This window comes from Kribbella sp. NPDC055110 (assembly GCF_053607525.1).
On the sequence record NZ_JBSGTS010000022.1, the window covers coordinates 1 to 23,612 of the forward strand.

Below are 23,612 nucleotides of genomic sequence, written 5' to 3' on the forward strand. Positions count from 1 at the left end.
ACACGGACACGACTCCTTCGGTCTCCGGTACGACGGCAGTCACCCGGAGGCGATGTCGCGCGTTGCGCCAGATCGGTACGCCGATCCGGTACACGAGCACGGCCGCGGCGGCGACTGCCCAGAGCGTCCACCAGAACACAATCCGGCCGGTCGACGCGAGGAACTCCTGCCCCGTCCACAACTGGTGCGGGAGCGCGATGCCGACACCGAGGTACGCGTAGAGGTGCAGGAGGTGCCACGACTCGTAGCGGATCCGCCTGCGTGCCGCTCTGATGCTCGTCAGCACGCTCAGACAAAGGCAGACGGTGCCACCGATCGCCAGCAGCCCGGGTAGTCGACCGTCAGGTCCCACAGGGTCGCTGGTGTCCGACGCAGTTCGCCCGCTGCGTATCCCCAGGTGATCGTGACCAGGTGCGCCAGCATCAGGTTGAACGACGTGAACCCGGTGATGCGGTGAATGCGTGCCAGACGGTCCTGTCCGAACGCGGCTTCCAGCATCGGCACTCGGGCCATCAACACGACCTGCGCCAGCAGCAGGATCGCCGCGACCAGCCCGGTGAGTCGCCCCACCGAGGTCAGTCCTGTTGCCCAGCCGCCGAGCTCCTGCACGCCGCCGTCGGCGACCCACCAGTACGTGACGAGCAGCAGACCGAGCCAGAGTGCAGCGACGGCACCAAGCCGTACGGCGCTGTCGTGACGAGACCGCATGCACGTCAGTGTTGCGGCGCCGGCTGAGCACGTCCTTCGGCTTGTCTGTGAGTCCGCTGTGAAGCGCTCGTTTGGCGCGCGGTTGCCGGCCGACCGGGAAATAGGTACCGTTGAGTGTTTGTGCCGGAAAACAAAAAAGAAGCCCTCTTGGGGCTTCTAAGTTCAGATTATCAGAGCTTTTCGGTGAATGCAAGAACGGATCGGGGGCAGGGGTGCTCGAGCAGGAGATCGCTGTGGAGCAAGGCGAAGTGACGGTCATGTACGAACGGCTGGATGTGTTGCGTGAAAAGGCACGTGGTGAGCTCGGCCGGGTGCAGGGCGAGGAAACCACCGGGACGGATCAGGCCTGGTCAGAGCGGGAGTCGTTCACGGATCTGTTCTCCGGGCGGTTCTCGCAATTGTCGTCGGTGGAACGCGGATTGTGTTTCGGGCGGATCGACGAGACCGCGGGCGATCGGTTCCACATCGGCCGGATCGGGTTGTTCGACGAGGACTACAACCCGCTGCTGATCGACTGGCGAACGCCGGTCGCGCAAGTGTTCTACCGGGCCACCGCGGCCCAGCCGCTCGGCGTCAAACGCCGTCGGCACATCCGGTTGCGGGGCCGGACCGTGGTGGGGGTCGACGACGACCTCCTGGACGCCGAAGCGATCGACGACGGTGAACGCAGCACGCTGATCGGCGAGGCGGCGCTGCTCTCGTCGCTCGGCGCGAGCCGCACCGGGCGGATGAACGAGATCGTCGCGACGATCCAGTCCGAGCAGGACGAGATCATCCGGTCCGGCCTGCCCGGGGTGCTCGTCGTGCAGGGTGGTCCGGGCACCGGCAAGACCGTGGTCGCGCTGCACAGAGCGGCGTACCTGCTCTACACGCATCGCGAGCAGCTCGGGCGTAGCGGCGTACTGGTCGTCGGACCCAACAGCACGTTCCTGCGCTACATCGACCAGGTCCTCCCCTCGCTCGGTGAGACCGACGTCGTACTCGCGACGATCAGCGAGATGTTCCCGGGCGTCGCGGCGACCGCGCCGGAGTCGGCCGAGGCGGCGCGGATCAAGGGCAACCTGTCGATGGTCGACGTGATCGAGCAGGCGATCGCCGGCTACCGGGTCGTGCCGGCCAAGCCGATCCGGCTGAAGATCAACCAGGACGAGCTCGTACTGCGTCCCGACGCGATCCGCAAAGCGCAACAGGGCGCACTCGCGGCGCAATCCCAGCACAACCGGGCTCGACCGCTGTTCGTCCGGCGCGTCCTCAAGACCCTCACCAATCAGGTGGTCGACCGCATCGGCCGGCAGTACGTCGGGGACACGGACATCGAGGACATCCAGCAAGAACTGTTCGACGACGATCAAGTCCTCGAGCTCCTCGACCAGTTATGGCCCGAGCTCACACCAGAGCTCCTCATCTCGGTGCTGTTCTCGTCGGACGACCGCTTGGCCGCCGCCGCACCGCATCTCAGTGCGTCGGAGCGTTCCGCCGTACTGCGTCCACTCACCGCGGACTGGGCCGCGTCGGACGTCGCATTGCTCGACGAAGCAGCTGAACTGCTCGGCGAGACTGCGGACGTTGTTGTCGGACGCAAGCGCCAGGCGGCCGAAGAAGCTGCTGCAGAGGAGGCGGGCCGGGAGTACGCGCACGGCATCGTCGACATCGAGCTGACCGCCGAGCGGATCACCATCGAGCCGTGGGAGATCGAGCAGTTCAAGGATCTGATCGCCCAACGCACACGGGTCTTCAACCGCCCGGCGGTCGGCACCGAGAGTGCGGCGTACGACCGCAACTGGGTGTTCGGCCACGTCATCGTCGACGAGGCGCAGGAGCTGTCCGCGATGGACTGGCGGATGCTGATGCGCCGCTGCCCGCGCCGGTCGATGACGATCGTCGGCGACATCGCACAGACGGCGTCCGCCGCCGGCGTACGGTCCTGGGCCGAACTCCTCGACCGGTACGCGCCCCGCCGCTGGCGGACCGCCGAACTGACCGTCAACTACCGCACCCCGTCCGAGATCATGACGGTCGCCGCCGACGTCCTCGCCGCCATCGACCCGACCTTGCAGCCACCCACCTCGGTCCGCGAAACCGGCACCGAACCCTTCATCGATCCCGTCCCGGCCGCGGCCCTCACCGACGCGGTGCGGACCTCGATCACGTTCGAGCGCCGGGCGATCGGCGACGGCCGCCTGGCCGTGATCGTCCCGGCATCCCGGTACGACGAGTTCGCCGCCGCACTGCCCGACGTTGCCCACAGCCACGACCCGTCCGTCCTCGACGGCACGGTCGCCCTGCTCGACGTACCGCAGTCCAAAGGCCTCGAATTCGACGCAGTCCTGATCGCCGACCCCGCCACCATCGTGGCCGAGTCCGACCGAGGCCTGTCCGACCTCTACGTAGCCATCACCCGCGCCACGAAACGCCTCAGCATCCTCGGCGAGCTCCCCGACGTGCTCACTCCGGTGTGAGGGGTGGGATGATCGTCGGGTAGTGAAGTTGTGGTCACTGACGGTGAGATCGTTGGGCTAATGTGTAAATTCCGTAACGAGGAGACTCCCGGAAAGCACTCTCCTCACGTAATCTGCCCAACCATGCACAGAGGCGAGCGGCGGGCCAAGCGGCCCAATGTCGCGTGGTCAGTGTTCGTGTTCCTCGTGGTCAGCGCGCTCGCCGGCGCCCTGACCGCCGGGCTCGCCCTCCCCTTCGCCGGGCTGGCCGGGGTGACCACGGCCAAGGCACACGACACCGTACAGTTCCTGCCCCAGGACCTGCAGACGGCGCCGCTGGCGCAGAAGTCGATCATCCAGGCCGCGGACGGCAAGGTGATCGCGACGCTGTACCAGCAGAACCGGACCCCGGTCACGCTGAAGGCGATCAGCCCGGTGATGCTGAAGGCGATCGTCGCGATCGAGGACGACCGCTTCTACGAGCACGGTGCGCTGGACTTCAAGGGCACCCTGCGCGCGCTGCTGCGCAACCAGTCGTCCGGCGGGGTCTCCCAGGGCGGCTCGAGCATCACCCAGCAGTACGTGAAGCTGAGCCTGATCAACAAGGCCCGTACGCCGGAGGAGGTCAAGGACGCCACCGCCGAGACCTACGAGCGGAAGATCGCCGAGCTGCGCTACGCGATCGCGGTCGAGAAGGAGATCCCGAAGACCGAGATCCTCAACCGCTACCTGAACCTGGCCTTCTTCGGTGACCGTTCGTACGGCGTCGAGGCCGCGGCGATGCACTACTTCGGCGTCCACGCCGCGAAGCTGAACCTGCCGCAGGCCGCGATGCTGGCCGGCCTGGTGAAGAACCCGACCGGGTACGACCCGATCGACAGCCCGCTGCGCGCGAAGGCCCGGCGCGACGTCGTCCTGCGCCGGATGAACGAACTGAACATCATCACCGCCAAGCAGGCCCAGGACGCGATCAAGACCCCGGTGATCGACCCGAAGAAGGTCCGGGTGATCCCGAGCGGCTGCGCGAACTCGGCGTACCCCTTCTTCTGTGAGTACGTCGTCTCCAAGCTCAAGGCGAACAACGCGTTCGGGAAGACGCCGGAGGAACGCGAGAACTACATCGAGACCGCCGGCCTGGTGATCAAGACCTCACTGGACCGGAACGTGCAGACCGCCGCCCAGTCCGCGATCGCGCAGCATTCGAAGGCCGGCGACCAGGCCGTCGCCGCGATCACGATGGTCGAGCCGGGCACCGGCCTGGTGAAGGCGATGGCGCAGAGCCGCCCGTACGGTTCGAAGAAGGGGCAGACGGCGTACAACTACAACGTCGAGAAGTCCTACGCCGGCGGGTTCGGGGGGTTCCAGAACGGGTCGACGATGAAGGCGTTCACGATCGCCGCCGCGATCGGCAAGGGCGTGCCGACGACGTACCGGATCCGCTCGCCGCAGACGATCAGCCTCGGCGGCCAGAACTTCAGCACCTGCAACGGCCCGATCTCGGTCGACTCGTACAACCCGAAGAACTCCACGAAGACCGTCCTCGATCCGTCGATGGTCGACGCCGCCCGGTCCTCGACCAACACCTACTTCCTGCAGTTGTCCCAGCAGATCGGTCTCTGCCCGATCACCACGATCGCGTCCCAGCTCGGCATGTTCGACGCGCAGACGCTGAAACCGCTGCAGCAGGTGGTCTCGTTCACCCTCGGCTCGGCGGGTCTGATCACGCCGCTGATGCTGTCCAACGCGTACGCGACGTTCGCCGCGCGCGGCATGTACTGCAACCCGCAGATCGTCACGTCGATCACCTCGCTGAAGACCGGCAAGGCGATCCCGACGCCCGGCCCGAACTGCCACCGGGTGTTGTCGCCGGGCGTCGCGGACGGCGTCAACTACGTGCTGCAGCAGGTGATGGCGAAGGGCGGTACCGGCGCCAAGCTGAAGTTCGGGAACAGCGACCTGGCCGGCAAGACGGGCACGATCCAGGAGAACCAGGCCGTGTGGTTCGCCGGCTACTCGTCGAAGCTCGCGGCGGCCTCGGTGGTCGCTGACGCCGACCCGCCCGCGAAGAACCTGATCGACCAGGTCTTCAACGGTAAGAAACTCAGGGACGCCTCGGGTTCCGGGACCGCCGGACCGATCTGGGAGGCTGCGATGCAGGGCGCGTTGCTCGGGCTGCCGACCAGCAAGTTCGTGAAGCCGGACGACATCATCATCCGCGGCAAGGTGAAGGACCTGCCGTACCTGAAGGGCATGACGCCCGCGGACGCTGCCGCGAAGCTGTTGTCGATGGGCTTCAAGGTCCAGATGAGTCACGGTCCGCAGGTCGACTCGGATGCGCCGCTCGGGACGGTCGCCTGGACGAACCCGCGGCAGGAGGACGGCGCACCGGAAGGCGCGACGGTCCTGCTGTACATCTCCAACGGCAGCAAGGCCCAGCCACCGACGCCACCGGTCACCCCGCCGACCACACCCCCGACGATCAAGCCACCACCGGGCTTCCCCACCTGCCCGCCGTGGGACCCGCGCTACCCCAAGTGCAAGGGTCGCTGACCCCGGTTCTCGCCTACCGTTCGGAGTGCAAACCGGACGAGGGGTGAGGGTGTGCGGCGTCGGAAGCTCGCGGTCACAGGTCTGATCGGTTTCGTACTCGGGGCGTTGATCGCCACGGTGATCGTGGTCCTCGTGACCCGCGACGACTCAGGTAGGGCGCCGTCCGCCAGCGGTACTGCGCCGGTGCCGACCGCGACCCCGCTCACCGCCAAGCTGCCGAAGCTGAACGTCACCGCGGCGAACCGCCGGGCACCGGTCCCGGGGCTCCCCGACTGGAGCAAGGCCGGGTACCGCGAAGGCGCCGGACTGCCCGACGACTCGTTGGTCAACCCTGACCAGACGTGCAGGATCGGCGCGGACCGGCTGGCGAGCGAGTACGGCGTGAAACCGGACGACTCGAAGGACGACTCCGACGGTCTGCAGAAGGCGATCGACGCGATCCGGACGGGCTGCTCGGCGCAGGCGTCGTACGACAAGCTCTCGCTGATCTCGTTGCCCGCTGGTCAGCTCGACGTGTCGAGGCAGCTCGCGGTGGACGCCGACTACCTGATCATCCGGGGTGCCGGCGCGGACAAGACGCACTTCGTGTTCCGGCCGGACGAGAACACCCGGTACGACGCGCTCACCAAGGACGGCGGTGACTGGGACGAGGACGGGATGGAGTTCGAGGACGGCACCGGCGGCTGGCTGTGGCCGGGGCGCGGGCTGTTCCGGGTGCAGAGCCGCGGCGTCGATCCGGACTACCAGGAGGCGTACGAGAAGGCGCCGGCGAACCGCAAGGATCTGTTCGAGGGCACCGTCAATGTGCATTGGAAGGCGGGCCTGAAGCTGCGCGAGAAGCCCGGTGGCGCGGGGTTCTCCGCGAAGGCCGGTGACACGGTGATCTACCTGGACGAGAAGGCCAAGCTCGACACGGTGAAGCCCGGCGGGTACGTGAACGTGCGCGCCGCGAACACGATGAAGTTCTACGAGCAGCAGCAGGCGCTGCCGACCGAGCACGAGCTGCAGAACCTGCACATGCGGCAGCAGATCTTCACCGTCAAGGCTGTCGACGAGGCACAGCACACCGTCACGATCGACAAGCCGCTGGAGTACGACGTACCGGTCGACTCGACCTCGGACGGGTCGGAGAAGATCGAGAACAAGTCGTACGCGTCGAAGCTCTCGCCGCTCGTCGACCCGGTGCTCGGGGTCGGGCTGGAGAACTTCTCGCTCACCCAGGCCGTCGACGCCAATGCCGCCGACGCCGTACACAACTACGGCAACCTCGCGCCCGCGGATGAGATGCACGGGATCGTGCTGAAGTGGGCGGTGAACTCGTGGGTGCGCGGCATCCGGACCACGATGACCGGCTCGCACGCGATCGTCACCGAGGAGGCCAAGAACCTGCAGATCCAGGACAACGTCTTCGACGGCGCCTGGAACAAGGGCAAGGGCGGCAACGGCTACCTGCGCGGCTCGCGGGTCTGGGACTCGGTGTACGCCGGCAACATCTCCCGCGGCCTCCGGCACCTCACGCTGCAATGGTCCGCGTCCGGCAACGTTGTCATCGGCAACGACCTGGACTCGGACCTGAACCTGCACGGCGGCTGGGAACGCCGCAACCTGTTCGAGCTGAACACCGTGCACGTCCCGTACGAGCACCGCTCCGCGAACTGCAGGTCGAACTGCGGCGGCGAAGGCGGCGAGCAGAAGGACGACTCCACCTGGTTTCCGATCTGGTGGGGCGCCGGCCAGAAGGCAGTCAAGTGGTCCGGCGCGACCGGCCCGCAGAACGTCTTCTTCAACAACACCCTGACGAAGCAGCTGCAGGCCGGCGGCTCGTACCAGCCGTACCTGCCGAACGCGCACACCGTCTACCAGTTCGGCTGGAACGGAACGACGTACCAGCACCTGTCCCAGGACGCCAAACCGATCCCCGACTGGGCCGGTCACGAACAAGACGACTTCACCAAGTCCTCCGGAGTCGACACCACCAAAACCGACCCAGGCCAGTCCCTGTTTCTGCGCTCCATCGGGTAATCACTAGGCTGGGGGTCAACACCTAGTACTTGTGAAAGGACTCCCCAGTGAGTGTCGACGAGCTGACTGCCCAGGTTGAGCGTGCGCGCCAGGACTACGAGGCGCTGGTGGCCAAGGGGCTCAAGTTGGATCTGACGCGGGGGAAGCCGTCACCCAAGCAGCTGGATGCGGCGAACGGGGTGCTTACGCTGAGCGGGGACCCGGTGGCCGCCGATGGGACCGATCTGCGGAACTACGGCGGGCTCAACGGGCTACCGGAGATGCGGGCGATCTTTGCCGAGGATCTTCAGGTGCCGGTGGAGCAGCTGCTTGCGGCCGGGAACTCCAGCCTCGAGCTGATGCACGACGCGATCGTGTACGCGTTGCTCGGCAAGGTGCCGGGTGCGGAGCAGCGGTGGGCCGACGTGGAGGGGCTGGCGTTCCTCTGCCCGGTTCCCGGGTACGACCGGCACTTCGGGATCTGCGAGCGGTACGGGATCAAGATGATTCCGGTGCCGATGACGCCCGAGGGCCCGGACATGGATGTCGTCGAGCGGCTGGTCGCCGAGGACGCCGCGATCAAGGGCATCTGGTGCGTGCCGAAGTACAGCAACCCGGACGGCACGGTGTACTCCGACGAGACCGTCCGGCGGCTCGCCGCGATGGACACCGCGGCACCGGACGTCCGGATCTTCTGGGACAACGCGTACGCCGTACACCACCTGACCGACTCCCCTGCGCAGCTCGCCGACATCCTCGCTCTGTGCGACGCGAACGGGCACCCCGACCGCGCGTTCGTGTTCGGGTCGAGCTCGAAGATCACCCTCGCCGGCGCCGGCGTCGCGTTCTTCGGGTCGTCACCGGCGAACATCGAGTGGTGGCTGAGCCACACGGTCAAGCGGAGCATCGGGCCGGACAAGATCAACCAGCTGCGGCACGTGCAGTTCCTCCGCGATGCCGACGGCCTGCACGAGCACATGCGGACGCTGGCCGCGCTGATCCGGCCGAAGTTCGACGCGGTCGACAAGATTCTCACCGCCGAGCTCGGCGGCACCGGCCTCGCGTCCTGGACCGCCCCGGCCGGCGGCTACTTCGTCAGCCTGCAGGTCCCCGAGGGCTGCGCCCGCGAGGTGGTCGCCAAGGCGAAGGCGGCCGGTATCGCGATCACCCCGGCCGGCGCCACCCACCCGTACGGTGACGACCCGACCGACCAGGTCATCAGGATCGCCCCGACATTCCCGGAGCTGCCCGAGGTCGAGACCGCGATCACCGGCCTCGCCACCTGCGTCCGCCTGGTCGCAAGCGAGAAGCTGCTCGCCGATCAGGCCTGAGGTAGCTCGAAGAGCAGGCAGTTGGACGTTGCGTGGGCGAGGAGTTTGCCGCGTTCGTCGTACAGGTGGGCCTCCGCGACCGCCGTACGACGGCCGCGGCTGATGATCCCGCCCTCGCAGCGCAGCACGCCCGAGTCGATCGTGACCGGCTTGATGAAGCGGGTCATCAGGTCGAGTGACGTGTAGCCGACGCCGGCCGGCAGCGTCGAGTGGACCGTGCAACCGGCGGCGGTGTCGAGCAGCGTCGCGATAACGCCGCCGTGCACCGTGCCGAGCGGGTTGTAGTGGAACTCGGCCACCGGCATCAGCACCGTGACCTTGCCCTCCTCGACCTCGAGGCCGGTCCCGCCGACCAGGTGCAGGATCGGCGGCGCCGGGAGCTCCCCGTCGCGCATCGCCTGCAGCATCTCCAGCCCGGACGAGCGCCCGACCCGGGCCGCGGTCTCGGCCGGATCATTCCAGGTGAACGTCCGGCTCCGGGTCGCCTGCTCAGTCTCCGTCATGGATCGAGCCTCACACCACCTACCTGAGTCTGTCAACGAGACTTAGCACTCAGTGCCGGACAAACGTATGAAATACAGGGGATTCGAGGGGTAGAGGTTTCTCCTTGCGGCAGGGTGGCTAGGGTGCCTGCTGGGAGGATGCAGTGAGGCAGTTCAACACGCCACCGGAGTGGCCCGACCCGCCGACGCCGGACTGGCGACCACCACGACGGTGGCAGCCGCCGGAGTCCTGGCCGGCCGCACCGGATGGATGGGCGTTCTGGGTCGACAAGCACGGCCGATCGGTGCGCGGACCCATCGGGAGGTACGGCGGACCACGTCCGCTGGCGGCCGCGGCGATCATCGCGATCCCCGTGACGCTGATGGTGCTCGTGGTGCTGAGCCCGTTCGGTCGCGGCGGAGAACCCACGAGTACGGCGCCGACGCTCCGGCCCAGCGCGCCCGCGACGATACCGGTGCCGCAGGCCCCGACCCGTCACACCGAGGAGCCCGCACGAGTCGTCGTACGGACGCCAACACCGACGCCGACGCCCACACCGACGCCCACCGAGTCACCGTCGCCGTCCGCGACGATCACCTCGGCGCCGACCACCCCGACTCCCACGCCCAGCGTCGTACCGAAGCCGACCTCGACATCAACGCCCACGACGGTCGTGTTCCAGAGCTGTGCGGAGGCGCGCGCCGCCGGCAAGGCGCCGCTGCACCGCGGGGACCCGGGCTACTCGGCGGCGCTGGATCGCAACGGTGACGGGGTGGCCTGCGACCGCGGCAACTCCTGACGGATCCCGTCGTGCCACAGCTCCTCGGTCTGGCTGATCCAGAAGGCCGCGAACAGCAGGATCAGCGTGCCCTCGATCCAGAGCACCGCATGTTCCCAGCCGAAGATCTTCCTCCAGGCAAACATCACCAGCGGTACGACGACCATCGCGAGCGCGATCACCGAGTACCGGTTCGCCGGTGAATGCGGGACCGCGTGCTTGCGTTGCTTGCGCCGGAACTGTTCCGCGTTCAGCACGACGACCGCGACGATGCACACGAACATCACGATCGCGGCCGCGTAGTGCGCGTTGCCGATGAACCCGGACCGGTCGACGAAGAACCAGGCCAGCCCGCCGCCGAAGATCGCCACCGCGACGGCGAGGCCGAGCACGTACATCGGCGTCCACCCGTCCGGCCGGCGGATCCGGTCCCGGACGATGAAGATCGCGGCGAGGACCAGGCACGGACCGCCGGCCACGAACAGCGCGAGCATGTTGTTCGCGACGTTCGCGGCCGCGTCGCCGAGCGCGACCTGCACCGAGTGACACGTGCCCTGTCCCGGCGTCGGCACGAGCGCGACGGCCGGGGCCAGGATGCCGGCCACGTTGAGCAGGATGTCCTCCGGCTCGGTGTTGCCCTTCAGCACCACCATGCAGACGCCGATGGTGACGAGCGAGCCGACGAAGATCGCGCGGACCGGCGTGTAGTAGTACGCGCTGATCGACGTCTGCAGGCAGTGCGGATCGGTCTTCGCCCATTCGATCACCAGCGCGGCGGCGAGCACGGCGATCATCGCCGGCATCGCCATCCGCAGGTACCGATAGGTCTTGATGGAGTACTCACCGGGCACGGTCATCCTCGGCCCCCCTCGACACGAGCTCCCTGGTGCCGTCAGTATGCGCCCGTTCAGGGGCGTACGACGAGGGGCCGGAACGCCGCCTGGACCTGCGCGTCGCTCGGGGTCACGCTCTCCTCGTCCGTACTGCTGGAGCTCAGGCGGTACGGGCAGGCCTCCCCCGACATCTGCACGGTGGTGGACATCACCAGTCGCCCGGTACGCAGCTCGTACACCTTGGCCGGGACCGTCACCTTGCGGAACGTCACGTACGTGACCTCGCCGCCGTACGGATTCGTCTCCGGCACGTACGGGCAGGTCCGCACCGCCGCGCCCAGTCCGGCCGCCTCGGTGCACACGATGACGGCCGCCCGGTACGGGTCGTCGATCGACCAGGCCGGCGGCAGCTGGTCGGCGTACTGCGAGCCGTCGCCGAGGAAGATCGCCGGGTTGAAGCCACGGTGGTACGGCTTCGCGCCGCTGTACTTCGCGGGGCTCGCGCAGTACGCCCCGCCCACCATCAGGCTCCGGACGTTGTCCAGCTCGATCGCCAGCGTGGCCCGCGCGAGTCCGGCGCGTGCGCGCGTCGCCTGCTTGGCCTTCGGGTACGCCGTGACGAGCCGCTGGTACATCGCGCGCGCGGACACCCAGGTCTTCTGAGACGCGTAGCCGTCAGCACACGCCAGCAGAGCGTTCGGTTCGATCCGGGGTACGACGGCATTGGCGCGATCGACCAATGTGCCGGACAGCTTGCGGGTCCGCAGCCATGCGGTCATCGTGACCTGCTCGCACGGCTGCATCGCCTGCAGGTCCTTGACGAACCGATCCATGACGGCGCCCGCGGTCGCCTGCTGCCGCGGGTCGGAGGCGATCGGGCCGAGGATGCCGTAGCCCTTTTGGAGCGACACCACGTCGCCAAGTCCTACGGCTGCCGTGAGGTGGCCCTTCGCCATGTCCAGCCGGCCGCAGGTCTCTACGTCGCGGTCACCACGGTCCATGTCCTTCCCGGCGAGGACCCGGTCGCCGAGCCAGACCTCGTCCTGCGCCGACACCACCTGCGCGCAGTCGCCCGCCTCCCGTGCCGCCGTCACCTGGTCGGCGACATCGGCGGCACCGCGCTTGAGCAGGACGCCCGAAGTCACGACCGCGAGCATCACCACAGCGGCGACGATCCGCTTCGGAATGCTGGCCGTCCGCTCGGGCGGCCGGGTCGCCAAGAACAGGCCGTGCAGCACCTGCAGCAGCCCCCACCCGATCAGCCCGAACTGGTACGCCGCGTCCTTGCGCTGGTACATGAGGACGAGGAGTACCGCCGTACCGGCGAGACCGAGGATCCCGAAGAACCAGCGGCGGATCAGGAAGTAGCCGAGGCCGAGCAACGAAGCGTTGCCCAGGGCAACGGCCAGCGGATCGTACCGCTTCGGCCGTGGTCCCGGGTACGGCGTGCCTTGCGGAGGCGGGAGCTGCTGCTGGTAGGTCACCTCCACGACTGTGACGCCGACGACCTCCGCCCGCGGCGCGCTGGCCGGTTCCTGTCACCCGAGCCGGATCGACTTCTTGTTCATGAATTCCTCGATACCGGCCGGGCCGAGTTCGCGGCCGAGGCCGGAACGTTTGATGCCGCCGAACGGGAGGTCGGCCTGGGAGCCGCCGGCGCGGTTCAGGTAGACCATGCCGGCGTCGATGCGGTCGGCGACGCGGCGGTTGCGGTCGGGATCGGTGCCCCAGACCGAGGCGCCGAGCCCGAACGGGGTGTCGTTGGCGATCCGGATCGCGTCGTCGTCGTCCGTTGCCCTGAAGACGATCACGACGGGTCCGAAGATCTCCTCGTAGTACGCGTCCATCTCCGGCGTGACATCGGTGAGGACGGTGGCTTCGAGGTACGCGCCGGGCGTGATCCGGTGGCCTCCGGCGCGCAGGGTCGCGCCCTGGCCGACCGCCTTCGCGACCTGTGCGGCCACCTCGTCCGCGGCGGCGATCGAGGCGAGCGGCGGGAGCTTCGTCGCGGGATCGGCCGGGTCGCCGGGGACGTAGTACTCCGTGACGCGCTTGGTCAGCCGGTCGACGTACTCGTCGTACAGCTCGGCGAGCACGATCATCCGCTTCGGGGCGTTGCAGGACTGGCCGCAGTTCCGCATCCGCGCGGTCGCGGTGGCGTTGACGGTCTCGTCAAGGTCGTCCGTGTCGAGAATGATCAGCGGGTCGGAGCCGCCAAGTTCGAGCACGGTCTTCTTCAGGTTCTTCCCGGCCTCGGCGGCGACCGAGATCCCGGCCTGCTCGCTGCCGGTCAGCGAGACGCCGGCGATCCGCGGGTCGGCGAGGATCGCGGGGATCTGCCGGCTGGACGCGTACGTGTTCACATAGACGTCTTCCGGTACGCCGGCCGCGTGCAGGATCTCCTCGATCGCGCGTGCCGACCGCGGGCAGATCGAGGCGTGCTTGAGTAGGATCGTGTTGCCGAGCACCAGGTTCGGGGCGACGAAACGGGCGACCTGGTAGCACGGGAAGTTCCACGGCATGATCCCGAGCAGCGCACCGATCGGCCCCTTGGTGATGATCGCCTTCCCGTCCTTGAGGTCGATCGGTTCGTCCGCGAGCAACGCCGGCCCGCGCTCCGCGTAGTACCGGAAGATGTCGACGACGATCCCGACCTCTCCGCGGCCCTCGTTGATCCGCTTGCCCATCTCGAGCGTCATGATCGCGGCCAGCTCGTCGGCCCGCTCCGCGAACAGGTCCGCCGCCCGCGCCACGACCGCGGCCCGCTCCCCCACGGTCCGCCGTCGCCAGTCCGGGTACGCCGCGTGCACCCGCCCGATCGCCGCGCGCACCTCCTCCTCCGTCGAGTTCGCCACTTCCTCCACCAACACCCCACGCGCCGGATCGCTGACCGAATACATCCCAACCTCCATCCAAACCCCGAACCGTCAGCATACGGTATACAGTCTTCCCGTACCTGATCAACTTTGAGAAGCCACCAACCGTTTCGCGGCGCCCGGAATGGTTGGTGGCTTCTCAAAGACACGCGTACGGCGGGAAGTTTCGTCGTGTTGTGCGGCTGGTCGCCGTGCTGGCCCAAGGGGTCGACCGCGTTCGGCAATCTGAGCGCCGCCGCGAACGGCGTACCGCGGGACCAGACCGCCCAGTTCTACAGGAACTTCCTCAACACGCCCGAGCCGCTGAACCACGGTCACACGCTGCACGAGTACTGGATGGAGGACTCCGGCGGCCGGTACGGCGTCGACCTCACCGCGTTCGGGCCGTACCGGATGCCGGGCAAGTCGCACGAGTACGCGATGGAATTCCAGAGCGCCGAGGACTGCCCGGCCGGTGACAACTGCTCGCGGAACATCCGCACCGACGGCCAGGCGGCGTGGGTCGCCGACCAAGGTCCCGACGTACCGGCCGGGTACGACTTCGTGTTCTTCCTCAGCGCCGGCCAGGACGAGTCGTCGACCTGGCAGGAGTTCGGGATGATGAAGTTCCCGACCAAGGAGGACATCACCGAGGAGTTCGGTCCGCCGGATCCCGCGCAGCGCAACTGGTCGCAGACCCGGTACGTCGACTGGACGTCGTGGGCGGCCGGCTCGTCGATCTGGCCGAACGCCGGCGGCGGCTCGTCCACCCAGGCGGAGAGCTCCGGCATGGCGGTGTTCGCGCACGAGTTCAGCCACATCCTCGGCATCGGCGACAACTACAACAACCCGTACGGCGTCCCGCCGAGACGCGCGTACACAGGCATCTGGGAGATGCTCAGCCGGGGCAGCTTCAACGGCCCGGGCGGCCCGCACAGCCGCTGGATGATCCCCGCGACCGGTGGCGCGGGTGATCTCGACGCGCCGTGCGATGTGACGAAGGATCCGCTCTGCGACGGCCGCGGGTACCAGAACTACACGGTCGAGGTCGTGGACCGGATGGGTACCGACTCGTTCACGCCCGACGCCGGCGTACTGCTCGCGAAGACCAAGAACCAGGACCGCGCACCGTTCGAGTGGGTGGTCGACGCGAACCCGCAGGACATCAACCTGACCGACCACGTGCTGCCCGACGGCGCGAAGGTCCCGATCACGATCGGCGACTACCGGCAGCTGTCCGACGCACTGTTCCACGCGGGCACGAACTCGGGCAGCGAGTACGAGTACACCGACACCGCGAACCGCCTGCACTTCTACATCGCAGGAGTGCACCGCAACGCGAAGGGTGAGTTGTCGTACACGGTCGCGGTCCGCTCGCTCGACGGCGCGGGCGCTCAGAAACGCGGCGTACGGCTGCTGCCGACGGTCGCGAAGCCGGATCGCAGCGGGGTACAGACCTGCAACTTCAGCCTCACCAACACGGGCAAGGCGGGTACGACGACCGGCCCCGAGGACGTCACGCAGTACGTGAAGGGCGACGTCTACCGCCTGTCCGCGAAGACCAACGGCTGGCCGATCGCCCTCCCCAACGCCCTCGCCACCGCGAACGCGGGCCAGCAGGTCACAGTCCCCGTCTACACGAAGCCCGACACCGGCCCCCTCGCCAAGATCACCCTCACCGCCACCTCCGAAAGCGACCCCACCAAGTCATCCACCGCCACCTGCATCGCCGTCAAGCACTGACAACAGCGCGCCGGGCGTCCACCCGAGTTGGACGCCCGGCGCCGCGTGCAGGTACTCGACCACCTGTTGGGGCGACCAACGGTGGGCCTCAACCAGACCGGTCGCGATCCAGCGCAGGTACGCCGCTGTTGGCGCGACCGGTTCGAGGTCCGCGACCGTTCCGTGGGTCACTGTGAACATCGGCATGCCGTCCAACTCCCCCAACCGAACCACCGTCTCGTACCGGCCCGGCCCCATCGTGTGGATCGCGTCCACGCCGGGCAGGAGTGCCGCCACCTCAAGGGCGAACGGGCCGCCCGGAGCGCGCCACATCTCCTGGGCTGCCACGTCACCGAGTTGGTCAGCGGTGAGGAGATACGCGCGGCCGGCCAGCTGCGTGGACGCAGACGGGTTGTAGAACGCCGACCCACCACCCCAGACCTTGGACGCCCCGGCGAACACCAGTCCGCCTGGCACGGTGACCGCCGCGGTGCGCTCGGGCGGGGTCTGGTCGCGGCAGCCAGGATATTTGCGGGCACCCCCTCGCGGCCGGCCGCCGGACAGGTAGCAGCTGAAGCGGTCGAGCGCGAGGTTCGACCCGTAGGCGACGTACCAGACGCGTTCCATCGGGGCCTCTCTCAACATATTGATTGCTATTGGCAACAACCTGGTCGGTGACATCACCAGCCATCATCCCACTGCTGCCCGAATTTGTTGGCTGTGGATAACTCCGGTCACCGAATTCCCTTGAAAACAAGGAGATCTGGGTTTGAAAACTGTCGGTGGGGCTGTCTACGCTGTGGGTATGGAGATTCTCGGGGAGCGGCCGGTGTGGTCGATGAGCGGTGGCGAGATGGTGTCAGCGCTCGACGCCACGTGTGCCGAGATCGCGCGCCTGAAAACCTACGCTCTGCAGCTGACCGGCGGCCTCGAGACGATCGGTTACGCCAAGGAGGTCGGCGCCGGCACCACCGCGCGGTTCCTGACCTTCCGCTACCGCGTCGACCCCATCGAGGCCCGCCGCGACGTCCATCTGGCCAACGCTCTGCCGAAGTACCCGGCCGTCGCGGCTGCACTCCCCGATCCCGATCCCGACCATGCTCCGGAGACGGCAGGCGACCAGGCCGGCCAGGGCGGTGCAGGTTCCGGGGTGCTGGTGCATCCAGCGCAGGCCGAGGCGATCGTGTCCGCGCTGGACAAACTGCCGAACACGGTGCCGGTCGAGGACCTGCGCGTCGCCGAGCAGGAAATGGTGGAACTGGCGCGGACTCACGGTCCGCTCGACCTGCGCAAGGCCGGCGTACAAGTCCGCAACCGACTGGACACCGACGGCCCCGAACCCGCCGAGCAGAAGGCCTACGACCGCGAGACGCTGAAGTTGAAGACGACCGACAACGGCGTCGCGTTCACCGGGTTCCTGGCCAACGAGAACGCCGAACTGTTCCGGACCCTGATCCACACCCACGCCAAACCACACAAAACCGTCGACGGCGCCCTAGATCCCCGCAGCCGCGACAAACGCCAGGCCGACGCGCTCACCACCGTCCTCGCCGCCGCCACCGGCGACGGCCAGAAGCCGCAGGTCCTCGTCACCATCGACTTCAACGATCTCAAGGCCGCCACTGCAACCGCGACCGGTCAACTGATCTACGGCGACGCCCTGTCCGCGGCCACCATCCGTCGACTCGCCTGCGACGCGCACATCCTGCCGATCGTTCTCGGCTCGGACTCGCAGCCCCTTGACGTCGGCACCACCGTCCGGCTCGCCACCGGCACCATGCGGAAGGCCCTGATTGCCCGAGACAAGGGTTGCGTCTGCTGCGGAGCCCCACCGATCTACTGCGACGCCCACCACGTCATCAGCTGGATAGACGGCGGTGAAACCAAACTCACCAATCTCGTCCTGCTCTGCAAACGCTGCCACCGCGACCTACACGCCGGCCACTGGAACATCCACATCACCCACGGCGTGGTCCATGTCGCCCGCCCAAGCTGGGCCGTTCCCGACCCGGTCCCCCGCGGCAGATACAGACCACCCACCACCGAGCCTCTCACCACCGCAACCACCACGGGCGGTACATCCGCTCGCGTCTGGCCACGTGAGACCGATCCGCCCTGGATCACCGCCGAGGACGCCACCCGCCTCAACCCCTGGGGAGACGCGCCTGACGAACAGCCAGCCCGCACTCGAACGCGCCCACCTACCGCTGACTTCGATCCCTGGGGCGACGGCGGGAGCTCAACTGCGAACGTCAATCCTCACAGCAACTTCATGCCGCCCAACACCCTCGCGTTCGACCCGTGGGGTGACCTTGCCACCGTGTCCGGCGACAACGAGAGCAGCCCTGGCGACGATTCCAAACTCAAGCCCGGCACTACTGACGCCTCACCTGATTCCGCGGAGCCTCGCACCACGACCGCCGCATAGACGCTGCAGCCCACCTCACCACCTCTGATGAAACGACCACGACCCCCCGCGGCAGATACCGCCCACCAACAACCACGCCCGGCACCAGCAGACCCAACGCGACCAGCCATCGACGGTCGCGCCGGCATGACGTCTGAGCGGTCTGCGGACGGGATGATTACCAGCACTAGCATCAACGCATGCCTTTGCTTGTGGGTCCGGCCTTGCTTCGGGGGACGTTGCGGGATGTTGCGCAGCCGCGGCTGGCAGGTGATGGGCTGATGCTGCGGCCCTGGCGGAGGAGTGACGCTGCGATGGTGCGGACCGCGTTTGCCTGTCCTGACATTCAGCGCTGGCACGTTCGGCGGTTCGACAGTCTCGATGAGGCAGGTGAGTGGGTCGCGGGGTGGGCCGATAGCTGGGACGGCGAGACGGCGGCGAGCTGGGCGGTTGTTGATGGGGACGACCAGCCGCTCGGCCAGGTCGGACTGCGCAATATCTCGCTGGCCGAGGGGTCAGCCTCGCTGTCCTACTGGGTGACCCCGGCAGCCCGGGGCCGAGCCGTCGCCGCGCGATCAGTCGACGCTCTGTCTGCCTGGGCCTTCGGGCTGATCGGTTTCAACCGGCTCAACATCCACCACTCCACCGCCAATACCGGGTCATGCCGGGTCGCCGAGCGCACCGGGTACAGGCTGGAGGGGACGCTGCGGCAGGCGATCAAGCACGCCGACGGCTGGCACGACTGGCACGTCCACGGACGGCTGCACACCGACACCTGAGGGAGAGTTCATCTTCCGTCGGTTAATCGTTCAGATTAGGGTGCCTGCGACGCAGTGCTGGTGTTTCAGACTCCATCCGCCCCACCGCCCGTCAGGAGGCTTTGCATGCCAGATATCAATCGTCGTAGGTTCCTGCAGCTCGCCGGAGCGTCGGCTGCGTTCGCCGCGATGGCGAACAGCATCGAGCAGGCCGCCGCGATCCCCGCGCACCGCCGGTTCGGCAACATCCAGGACGTCGAGCACATCGTCGTACTGATGCAGGAGAACCGGTCGTTCGACCACTACTTCGGCAGCCTCAGCGGCGTTCGCGGGTTCGGTGACCCGCGCCCGGTGACGCTGCCCAGCGGACAGTCGGTGTGGCACCAGAAGAACGCCGTCGGCAAGGAGATCCTGCCGTTCCACCCGGACGCCGACGACCTGGGGATGCAGTTCATCCAGGACCTCGCGCACAGCTGGTCCGACGCGCATCTGGCGGTGAACAACGGCAAGTACGACCAGTGGATCCCGGCGAAGACGTCGACCACGATGGCGTACCTGACCCGCGAGGACATCCCGTTCCACTACGCGCTCGCGGACAAGTTCACGCTGTGCGACGCGTACCACTGCTCGTTCATGGGCTCCACCGACCCGAACCGCTACTACATGTGGACCGGCTACACGGGGAACGACGGCACCGGCGGCGGCCCGGTCCTCGGCAACGACGAGGCGGGCTACGGCTGGACGACGTACCCGGAACGGCTCGAGCAGGCCGGTGTGTCGTGGAAGATCTACCAGGACATCGGCGACGGCCTCGACGCCGCCGGCGGCTGGGGCTGGATCAACGACGCGTACCGCGGGAACTACGGCGACAACTCGCTGCTGTACTTCAACAACTACCGCAACGCCTCGGCCGGGAACCCCTTGTACGACAAGGCGCGGACCGGCACGAACGCGAAGGCCGGCGAGAGCCTGTTCGCGCAGCTCGCCGCCGATGTGAAGGGCAATCGCCTGCCGAAGATCTCCTGGATCGCGGCGCCCGAGGCGTTCACCGAGCACCCGAACTGGCCGGCCAACTACGGCGCCTGGTACATCTCCCAGGTCCTCGACGCGCTCACCGCGAATCCCGAGGTGTGGAGCAAGACCGCGCTGTTCATCACGTACGACGAGAACGACGGCTTCTTCGACCACGTCGTACCGCCGTATCCGCCGATCGACGCCAACCAGGGCCTGTCGACGGTCGACCCGAACCCGGATCTGTACACCGGCTCGAAGGCCGCGCACGGCGCCTACGGTCTCGGTCAGCGGGTGCCGATGCTCGTGGTGTCGCCGTGGAGCACCGGCGGCTACACCTGCTCCGAGGTGTTCGACCACACGTCGATCATCCGTTTCATGGAGTCCCGTTTCGGCGTCCACGAACCGAACATCTCGCCGTGGCGCCGCGCGATCTGCGGCGACCTGACATCGGCGTTCGACTTCGGTACGGCGTCGACGCAGCCGGCCACCCTCCCGGACACCAGCTCCTACGAGCCACCGGACAACAAGCGGCACCCGGACTACGTGCCGACACCGCCCGCGGTCGGCAAGATCCCGGCGCAGGAACGCGGACGCCGGCGTACCCGGCCGTTGCCCTACGCACCGGTCGTCGACGGAGCCGTTGCCAACAGCAAGTACCGGCTGACGTTCAGCTCCGGGGCGCAGGCCGGCGCACAGTTCCTGATCACGTCCGCGAACCGCACCGACGGCCCGTGGACATACACCACCGAGGCCGGCAAGACCGTCGCCGACAGCTGGAACCCGATCTACTCCGGCGGCGTCACCGACCTCACCGTCCACGGCCCGAACGGCTTCCTCCGCACCTTCAAGGGCAAGCCCGCGACCGGCCTGGAACTCACCGCCCGCGAGAACGCCACCACCGGCAACGTCGACCTGACCATCACCTCCGACGTGGCCCGGCGCATCACGATCACCAACACGTACGCCGGAACCACCCAGCAGCTCGACCTGCCCAAGGGCACCACCAAGCGCACCATCACCACCACGGGCCGCTGGTACGACGTCTCGATCACCACCGCCACCGACACGACGTACCTCCGCCGCCTCGCCGGCCACGTAGAAACCGGCACCCCCAGCCTCAGCGACCCCGCCATCAAGACTGTTTGACGGCCGGAGCCGGAGCCCCGATTTACAGGATCGGGGCTTCCGGCTTGGTGTCGGCTGCGGGGTTTGCGTCGTCGACGCGTTCCAGTTCGTCGACGGCGATGCGGGTGGTCCAGCGTTGGTCGGGGTCGGGTTGGGGGATGGAGTCGAGGAGGAGTTTGGTGTACGGGTGGGTGGGCTCGTGCATCACGGTGGAGACCGGGCCGCGTTCGACGATCTGGCCCTTGGTGATGACCATGACCTCGCCGCCGAGGTAGTAGACCGTGGACAGGTCGTGCGTGATGAACAGCGTCGTCATCCCGTGCTCGGTCTGGAAGTCGAGCAGGATGTCCAGGAAGTGCCTGCGCACCTGGGCGTCCAGCATCGACACCGGCTCGTCCGCGATGATGAACGACGGGCGCAGCATGTGGACCCGGGCCAGCATGATGCGCTGGCGCTGACCGCCGGAAAGCTGGTGCGGGTACCGCCCGAGCACGTTCTCCGGCTCCAGCCGGACCGCGCGCAACGACTCCTCGATCAGCGCGAGCCCGGCCGCCCGGGTCGACGCCAGTTTGAACTTCTTCACCGCCTTCCAGAGGACGCGATCGACCCGGTAGAACGGGTTGAAGATCGCGTACGGGTCCTGGAACACCGGTTGGACGTCGCGCCGGTACTCGTCGTACTCGGCCCGGTTCAGCTTGAAGATGTCCTTCCCGCCGTACAGCACGGATCCGGCTGTGGGCTTCTGCAGGCCGAGGACGTTGCGGGCGATCGTGCTCTTCCCGCTGCCGCTCTGGCCGACCAGGCTGACGATCTGCGGCGGTGACGCGAGCAGGCTGAAGCTCACGTCGTCGACCGCGGTGATGTAGCCGTCGGCGACCCCACGGGCGTGGAATCGTTGCTGTACGCCACGAAGTTCGAGCTCCGACTTCATGAGGCCCTCCGTCCAAGCTTCGGGATCGACTCGATCAGCTGCCGCGTGTACGGATCCCGCGGATCCTTGAAGACCTGCCGTACGTCGCCGACCTCGACCAACTGCCCCTCGTACATGACCGCGACCCGGTCCGCGAGCTGTGCGTGCACGCCCATGTCGTGCGAGATCACCATCAGGGTCACCCCGAAATCGGTGCGCAGATCCGCGAGCGACTGCAGGATCACCCGCTGGATCGTCACGTCCAGCGCGGTGGTCGGCTCGTCCGCGATCACCAGGTCGGGTTCGAGCGCGACCGCGATCGCCATCAGCACCCGCTGCTTCATCCCGCCGGACAGCTCGTGCGGGTACATCTTGGCCACCCGCGGCTCAAGACCGACTTGCGCCAGCAGCCGCGGGATCATCTCGTGCAAGGAGTTCTTGCGTTCCGGCGCGTGCTCCAGGATCACGTCCTTGAACTGGTCCTGCACGCGCATCACCGGGTTCAGCGAACTCATCGAGCCCTGCGGGAGATACGAGAGCGCGCTCCACCGCAGTACCCGCAGTTCCTCGCCGTGCACCTTCAGCAGATCCACCGGCGAACGACCGGCCGGGTGGAACATCACCGAGCCGCCGGCCACCTTGCCCGGTGCCTTCAGGAGCCGGAGCAGTGCGACCGCGAGCGTGCTCTTCCCGCTGCCCGACTCCCCCGCGATCCCGAGGATCTCACCGCGACGTACGTCGAGATCGATCCCGCGGACCGCTTTCACGTCACCGCGGTTCGTGGAGTAGACGACCTCGAGCCCCGTGATCTCCAGGACAGAGTCACTCACCGGCCACTCCTCTCAGCCGCGGGTTGTAGACCTCTTCCAACCCGATGTTCACCATGTTCAAAGCCGCGAACAGCAACGTCAGCAGCCCGACCGGTACGACGAACATCGGCCAGGCTCCAAGTGTCAGCGCACCGGTGCTGATCGCGCTGTAGATGATCTGGCCGAGGTCGATCACACCACCGGGCCCGAGTCCGATGATCTCCAGACCGACGAGCCCGAAGATCGCGCCGAGGGCCGACGAGGCGAACCCGACCCCGATGAACGGCAGCAGGTTCGGTAGCAGTTCAGTGGCGATGATCTCCAGGTCGCGCGCCTTGCTCACCCGGGCCAGATCGACATACGGCCGGGTCCGGAGGCTCAGCACCTGTGAGCGGATCGTCTTCGCGGCGAACGGCCAGGCGAAGATCGAGATCATCACGCCGACCTGGAACAGGCTGACGTTCTTCGCGTAGGCCGAGAGCGCGATCAGCAACGGGAACGTCGGGATCACCAGCAGGATCCCGGTGAACGTCGACAAGATCCCGTCGATCCAACCGCCCTTGTACCCGGCCACGAACGCGACGATCACGCCGACCACGGTCGAGATGATGCCGGCGATCGCGCCGATCTGCAGTGAGACAGCGAGCGCCTTCACCACCATCGCGAACACGTCCCGGCCGAACTGGTCGGTCCCGAGCAGGTGCCCGGGCCCCGGCACCAGCCACTTGTCGTACGCCGCCAGTTCGATCGGATCCTGACCGCCGCCGATGGCCTTCGCGATCAGCGGACTGAGCAGGGCGAGCAACACCATCAGTCCAAGGATGATCAGCCCGATCGCCAGCCGCCGGCTGTGCCGGATCGTCCGCAGTACAGCGTTGAGGATTCTCATC

At 67.5% G+C, this 23,612-nt stretch carries 18 protein-coding genes and 1 pseudogene; 9 read left to right on the forward strand and 10 right to left on the reverse strand.

The genetic code is table 11. The features are described from left to right. Both ACWF0M_RS28170 and ACWF0M_RS28175 read right to left on the reverse strand, forming a co-directional pair. A pseudogene (locus ACWF0M_RS28170) lies at nucleotides 1-286 on the reverse strand (oxidoreductase); the annotation flags it as partial. Between the two features lie 2 nt (nucleotides 287-288). Beyond that, nucleotides 289-708 (reverse strand): ferric reductase-like transmembrane domain-containing protein, encoded by a 420-nt coding sequence (locus ACWF0M_RS28175; RefSeq protein ID WP_452238730.1) that lies wholly within the window; start codon nucleotides 706-708, stop codon nucleotides 289-291. Nucleotides 709-941: 233 nt separating this feature from the next. Here ACWF0M_RS28175 and ACWF0M_RS28180 point away from each other — a divergent pair, with 233 nt between their 5' ends. The 4 genes from ACWF0M_RS28180 to ACWF0M_RS28195 all read left to right on the forward strand — a co-directional run bounded on the left by ACWF0M_RS28180 (nucleotide 942) and on the right by ACWF0M_RS28195 (nucleotide 9,028). Further along, a complete protein-coding gene (locus tag ACWF0M_RS28180) occupies nucleotides 942-3,167 on the forward strand; it encodes a HelD family protein (RefSeq protein ID WP_452238731.1) in 2,226 nt (741 codons plus the stop codon). A 123-nt stretch (nucleotides 3,168-3,290) separates the two neighbouring features. Continuing rightward, nucleotides 3,291-5,696: a transglycosylase domain-containing protein gene (locus tag ACWF0M_RS28185; protein WP_452238732.1), complete on the forward strand. Its 2,406-nt coding sequence runs from the start codon at nucleotides 3,291-3,293 to the stop codon at nucleotides 5,694-5,696. A gap of 51 nt (nucleotides 5,697-5,747) precedes the next feature. Continuing rightward, the gene (locus ACWF0M_RS28190; RefSeq protein ID WP_452238733.1) at nucleotides 5,748-7,718 is read left to right on the forward strand and encodes a hypothetical protein; all 1,971 of its coding nucleotides are present in this window, start codon (nucleotides 5,748-5,750) and stop codon (nucleotides 7,716-7,718) included. A gap of 47 nt (nucleotides 7,719-7,765) precedes the next feature. Further along, nucleotides 7,766-9,028 (forward strand): aminotransferase class I/II-fold pyridoxal phosphate-dependent enzyme, encoded by a 1,263-nt coding sequence (locus ACWF0M_RS28195; RefSeq protein ID WP_452238734.1) that lies wholly within the window; start codon nucleotides 7,766-7,768, stop codon nucleotides 9,026-9,028. Here the strand turns inward: ACWF0M_RS28195 and ACWF0M_RS28200 are convergent. Beyond that, on the reverse strand, nucleotides 9,019-9,531 hold the full coding sequence (locus ACWF0M_RS28200) for a PaaI family thioesterase (RefSeq protein ID WP_452238735.1): 513 nt from the start codon (nucleotides 9,529-9,531) through the stop codon (nucleotides 9,019-9,021). The genes ACWF0M_RS28195 and ACWF0M_RS28200 overlap by 10 nt on opposite strands. 143 nt (nucleotides 9,532-9,674) lie before the next feature. Between ACWF0M_RS28200 and ACWF0M_RS28205 the strand changes: the two genes are divergently transcribed. After that, nucleotides 9,675-10,310 (forward strand): excalibur calcium-binding domain-containing protein, encoded by a 636-nt coding sequence (locus ACWF0M_RS28205; protein ID WP_452238736.1) that lies wholly within the window; start codon nucleotides 9,675-9,677, stop codon nucleotides 10,308-10,310. On the opposite strand, the gene ACWF0M_RS28210 is transcribed toward ACWF0M_RS28205, so the two are convergent. From ACWF0M_RS28210 to ACWF0M_RS28220, 3 genes are read right to left on the reverse strand one after another with little or no spacing between them, the layout of a single operon-like run. Beyond that, the gene (locus ACWF0M_RS28210; protein ID WP_452238737.1) at nucleotides 10,250-11,146 is read right to left on the reverse strand and encodes a hypothetical protein; all 897 of its coding nucleotides are present in this window, start codon (nucleotides 11,144-11,146) and stop codon (nucleotides 10,250-10,252) included. The genes ACWF0M_RS28205 and ACWF0M_RS28210 overlap by 61 nt on opposite strands. Before the next feature lie 50 nt (nucleotides 11,147-11,196). After that, complete coding sequence (locus tag ACWF0M_RS28215; protein ID WP_452238738.1) at nucleotides 11,197-12,606, reverse strand: hypothetical protein; 1,410 nt, start codon at nucleotides 12,604-12,606, stop codon at nucleotides 11,197-11,199. Between the two features lie 54 nt (nucleotides 12,607-12,660). Beyond that, the gene (locus ACWF0M_RS28220) at nucleotides 12,661-14,022 is read right to left on the reverse strand and encodes an NAD-dependent succinate-semialdehyde dehydrogenase (RefSeq protein WP_452238739.1); all 1,362 of its coding nucleotides are present in this window, start codon (nucleotides 14,020-14,022) and stop codon (nucleotides 12,661-12,663) included. A gap of 147 nt (nucleotides 14,023-14,169) precedes the next feature. Between ACWF0M_RS28220 and ACWF0M_RS28225 the strand changes: the two genes are divergently transcribed. Continuing rightward, complete coding sequence (locus tag ACWF0M_RS28225) at nucleotides 14,170-15,720, forward strand: M6 family metalloprotease domain-containing protein (protein ID WP_452238740.1); 1,551 nt, start codon at nucleotides 14,170-14,172, stop codon at nucleotides 15,718-15,720. Here the strand turns inward: ACWF0M_RS28225 and ACWF0M_RS28230 are convergent. Continuing rightward, a complete protein-coding gene (locus ACWF0M_RS28230) occupies nucleotides 15,685-16,326 on the reverse strand; it encodes a histone deacetylase (RefSeq protein ID WP_452238741.1) in 642 nt (213 codons plus the stop codon). The genes ACWF0M_RS28225 and ACWF0M_RS28230 overlap by 36 nt on opposite strands. 178 nt (nucleotides 16,327-16,504) lie before the next feature. On the opposite strand from ACWF0M_RS28230, the gene ACWF0M_RS28235 reads away from it, so the two are divergent. From ACWF0M_RS28235 to ACWF0M_RS28245, 3 genes are all read left to right on the forward strand, one after another. Next, nucleotides 16,505-18,127 (forward strand): DUF222 domain-containing protein, encoded by a 1,623-nt coding sequence (locus tag ACWF0M_RS28235; protein ID WP_452238742.1) that lies wholly within the window; start codon nucleotides 16,505-16,507, stop codon nucleotides 18,125-18,127. A gap of 179 nt (nucleotides 18,128-18,306) precedes the next feature. Then, nucleotides 18,307-18,885, forward strand: a complete 579-nt coding sequence (locus ACWF0M_RS28240; RefSeq protein ID WP_452238743.1) for a GNAT family N-acetyltransferase — start codon at nucleotides 18,307-18,309, stop codon at nucleotides 18,883-18,885. Between the two features lie 105 nt (nucleotides 18,886-18,990). Next, nucleotides 18,991-21,024, forward strand: a complete 2,034-nt coding sequence (locus ACWF0M_RS28245; RefSeq protein WP_452238744.1) for a phosphocholine-specific phospholipase C — start codon at nucleotides 18,991-18,993, stop codon at nucleotides 21,022-21,024. Nucleotides 21,025-21,046: 22 nt separating this feature from the next. Here ACWF0M_RS28245 and ACWF0M_RS28250 read toward each other — a convergent pair whose 3' ends face one another. The 3 genes from ACWF0M_RS28250 to ACWF0M_RS28260 are packed head-to-tail and all read right to left on the reverse strand — an operon-like array spanning nucleotide 21,047 to nucleotide 23,611. Further along, the gene (locus tag ACWF0M_RS28250) at nucleotides 21,047-21,934 is read right to left on the reverse strand and encodes an ABC transporter ATP-binding protein (RefSeq protein ID WP_452238745.1); all 888 of its coding nucleotides are present in this window, start codon (nucleotides 21,932-21,934) and stop codon (nucleotides 21,047-21,049) included. Beyond that, nucleotides 21,931-22,743 (reverse strand): ABC transporter ATP-binding protein, encoded by an 813-nt coding sequence (locus ACWF0M_RS28255; RefSeq protein WP_452238746.1) that lies wholly within the window; start codon nucleotides 22,741-22,743, stop codon nucleotides 21,931-21,933. The genes ACWF0M_RS28250 and ACWF0M_RS28255 overlap by 4 nt, the downstream gene beginning before the upstream one ends. Next, nucleotides 22,736-23,611 (reverse strand): ABC transporter permease, encoded by an 876-nt coding sequence (locus ACWF0M_RS28260; RefSeq protein WP_452238747.1) that lies wholly within the window; start codon nucleotides 23,609-23,611, stop codon nucleotides 22,736-22,738. The genes ACWF0M_RS28255 and ACWF0M_RS28260 overlap by 8 nt, the downstream gene beginning before the upstream one ends. Between the last annotated feature and the right edge of the window lies 1 nt (nucleotide 23,612).